The 3,221-nt window shown below is 69.7% G+C and carries 3 protein-coding genes; 2 read left to right on the plus strand and 1 reads right to left on the minus strand.

All coding sequences use genetic code 11. The features are described 5' to 3' along the window. Window positions 1–252: 252 nt before the first annotated feature. Both sucC and sucD read left to right on the plus strand, forming a co-directional pair. Window positions 253–1,431: an ADP-forming succinate--CoA ligase subunit beta gene (gene sucC / locus GKQ77_RS30575; RefSeq protein WP_219692370.1), complete on the plus strand. Its 1,179-nt coding sequence runs from the start codon at window positions 253–255 to the stop codon at window positions 1,429–1,431. 22 nt (window positions 1,432–1,453) lie between these two features. Further along, window positions 1,454–2,338 (plus strand): succinate--CoA ligase subunit alpha, encoded by an 885-nt coding sequence (gene sucD, locus GKQ77_RS30580; protein WP_219692371.1) that lies wholly within the window; start codon window positions 1,454–1,456, stop codon window positions 2,336–2,338. A 102-nt stretch (window positions 2,339–2,440) separates the two neighbouring features. Here the strand turns inward: sucD and GKQ77_RS30585 are convergent. Beyond that, the coding region (locus GKQ77_RS30585; protein ID WP_372460029.1) for an RNA polymerase sigma factor at window positions 2,441–3,221 on the minus strand (781 nt) is incomplete at its 5' end.

Raw genomic sequence — 3,221 nt, forward strand, 5'->3', positions numbered from 1 at the left:
GTTCCCGCCCCCGCGCCTTCGCGGCAGCGATCCCCGCTCTGTGACCGTCATCACCGCCCAAATGTGATCTGCGATTTAGGGACCCACGCCCCACGGCGATAACCTGCGGGACGGACATGCCGCGTACTGGACTCCGTCCTACGCCTCCCTTGTGACAGCGCAGTCACGTTGCCCTCCGCGGCACGCCCACGCAGACAGCTGACACCAAAGCAGCGAGATCGCAGCGAGATCACGGATTAGGGACGGACGCGCGTGGACCTGTTCGAGTACCAGGCGAGGGACCTCTTCGCCAAGCACGGTGTACCGGTGCTGGCCGGTGAAGTCATCGACACGCCTGAGGCGGCGCGCGAGGCCACCGAGCGTCTTGGCGGCAAGTCGGTCGTCAAGGCGCAGGTGAAGGTCGGTGGCCGCGGCAAGGCCGGCGGCGTGAAGCTGGCGGCGAACCCGGACGAGGCCGTCGCTCGTGCGACGGACATCCTCGGCATGGACATCAAGGGCCACACGGTCCACAAGGTGATGATCGCCGAGCTGTCCCCGGAGATCGAGGCCGAGTACTACGTCTCGTACCTCCTCGACCGCACCAACCGCACCTTCCTCGCCATGGCGTCCGTACAGGGCGGCATGGACATCGAGGAGGTCGCCGAGAAGACCCCCGAGGCGCTTGCCAAGGTTCCGGTCGACTCCAACGAGGGTGTCACCATCGAGAAGGCCCGCGAGATCGTCGCGCAGGCGAAGTTCCCGGCCGACGTGGCCGAGGGTGTCGCCGAGGCCATGGTGACCCTGTGGGAGACCTTCGTCGCCGAGGACGCGCTCCTCGTCGAGGTCAACCCGCTGGTGAAGACCAAGGACGGCCGCATTCTGGCCCTGGACGGCAAGGTCTCGCTCGACGAGAACGCCGACTTCCGCCAGCCGGAGCACGAGGCGCTCGAGGACAAGGACGCAGCTAACCCGCTCGAAGCTGCTGCCAAGGCCAAGGGCCTCAACTACGTGAAGCTCGACGGCGAGGTCGGCATCATCGGCAACGGCGCGGGTCTCGTCATGAGCACCCTCGACGTCGTCGCGTACGCCGGTGAGGCGCACGGCGGCGTGAAGCCCGCCAACTTCCTCGACATCGGTGGCGGCGCCTCCGCCGAGGTCATGGCGAACGGCCTGGAGATCATCCTCGGCGACCCGGACGTCAAGTCCGTCTTCGTCAACGTCTTCGGTGGCATCACCGCGTGCGACGAGGTCGCCAACGGCATCGTGCAGGCCCTGGAACTGCTCGCCTCCAAGGGCGAGAAGGTCGAGAAGCCGCTGGTCGTGCGCCTCGACGGCAACAACGCGGAGCTGGGTCGCAAGATCCTGAGCGACGCCAACCACCCGCTCGTGCAGCGCGTGGACACCATGGACGGCGCGGCCGACAAGGCCGCCGAGCTCGCGGCTGCGAAGTAAGGGAAGAGGTTAAGACACCACCATGGCTATCTTCCTCAACAAGGACAGCAAGGTCATCGTCCAGGGCATGACCGGTGCCACGGGCATGAAGCACACCAAGCTCATGCTGGGCGACGGCACCAACATCGTCGGCGGCGTGAACCCGCGCAAGGCCGGCACGTCCGTCGACTTCGACGGCACCGAGGTCCCGGTCTTCGGCTCCGTCAAGGAGGCCATGGAGAAGACGGGCGCCAACGTCTCCGTCCTCTTCGTGCCGCCGGCCTTCTCCAAGGCCGCCGTCGTCGAGGCGATCGACGCCGAGATCCCCCTCGCCGTCGTCATCACCGAGGGCATCGCCGTCCACGACTCCGCCGCCTTCTGGGCGTACGCGAAGTCGAAGGGCAACAAGACCCGCATCATCGGCCCGAACTGCCCCGGTCTCATCACCCCGGGCCAGTCGAACGCCGGCATCATCCCGGGCGACATCACGAAGCCGGGCCGCATCGGCCTGGTCTCGAAGTCCGGCACGCTGACGTACCAGATGATGTACGAGCTGCGTGACATCGGCTTCTCGTCGGCCGTCGGCATCGGTGGCGACCCGGTCATCGGTACGACGCACATCGACGCCCTCGAGGCGTTCGAGGCCGACCCCGACACCGACCTGATCGTGATGATCGGTGAGATCGGCGGCGACGCCGAGGAGCGCGCGGCGGACTACATCAAGGCCAACGTGACCAAGCCGGTCGTCGGCTACGTCGCCGGCTTCACGGCGCCCGAGGGCAAGACGATGGGCCACGCCGGCGCCATCGTCTCCGGCTCCTCCGGCACGGCCGCCGCCAAGAAGGAGGCCCTTGAGGCTGCGGGCGTCAAGGTCGGCAAGACGCCGACCGAGACGGCGAAGCTGGCGCGAGCCATCCTGGCCGGCTGACCCAGCCTTCGAAAGCGGGCCCGCACCTCTTGTGAGGTGCGGGCCCGTTCTCGTTCCCCGGAGACGCCTCGCGCCAGGCGTTACTTCGGCCCGCCCCAGGCGCTACTTCGCCTGGGGGATGAGGCGGTGGGGGCCGCTCGGGACTTCCCCGCGGAGTTTCGCGCGCAGCTCCTCCTCCTCGTACGAGAGGGGGCCCGGGCCCATCAGGGGCGGTACGCCGGTGACGGCCCGGCCCGGGGCCTCCGGAGGCTCGTAGTGGGTCGGGGCCGTGCGCAGGGTCAGGGCCGTGGCGCCGATGATCAGGGTGGTGAAGGCAATGGCCGCGCGGGTCCAGACGCGGGCGCGGTGCTCGCCGGTGATCCTGACCCGTTCCGGTTTCGGCGGCCGGAGCTTCTCCGCGCCGCCCAGTGCGGCCAGGCGCCGGTGCAGCGTCTCGGGCTCCGCCAGGTCGGGCAGCCGCTCGGCGATGGCCTCGCGCGCGTACAGCAGGCGGTTGGCGGCGGTGGGCGTGCTCGCCTCCGTCTCGGCCGCGGTCTCGGGCAGGTCGAGGCCGACGCCGTCGTAGAGCAGCAGGGTGCGGCGCTGGGCGGGCGACAGGCTCAGGAGTACGTCGAGGAAGGCGCGGTCGGCCGGTTCGGCGGGCGGGGCGTCCGGGCGCCGCAGGGAGGGGCGGAAGCGGTGCCAGGGTGACATCGCGTACTCGTGCACGGCGGCCCGGACCCAGCCCCCGGGGTCGCGGTCCATGGCCACCTCGGGCCAGCGGTACCACGCCTGCTGAAAGGCGCGCTCCACCGCTTCCTGCGCCAGGGTGCGGCGCCCCGTGAGCACGTACGCCTGGCGGACCAGGGCGGGGGCCGTGTGGGCGCAGAGGGCGTCGAAGGCC

This window comes from Streptomyces anatolicus, from assembly GCF_019400875.1.
Classification (GTDB): Bacteria; Actinomycetota; Actinomycetes; order Streptomycetales; family Streptomycetaceae; genus Streptomyces; species Streptomyces anatolicus.

Excerpts from the sequence above, each read along its gene's own strand:
- sucD (WP_219692371.1), top strand. The coding sequence starts at position 1,454 with ATGGCTATCTTCCTCAACAAGGACAGCAAGGTCATCGTCCAGGGCATG.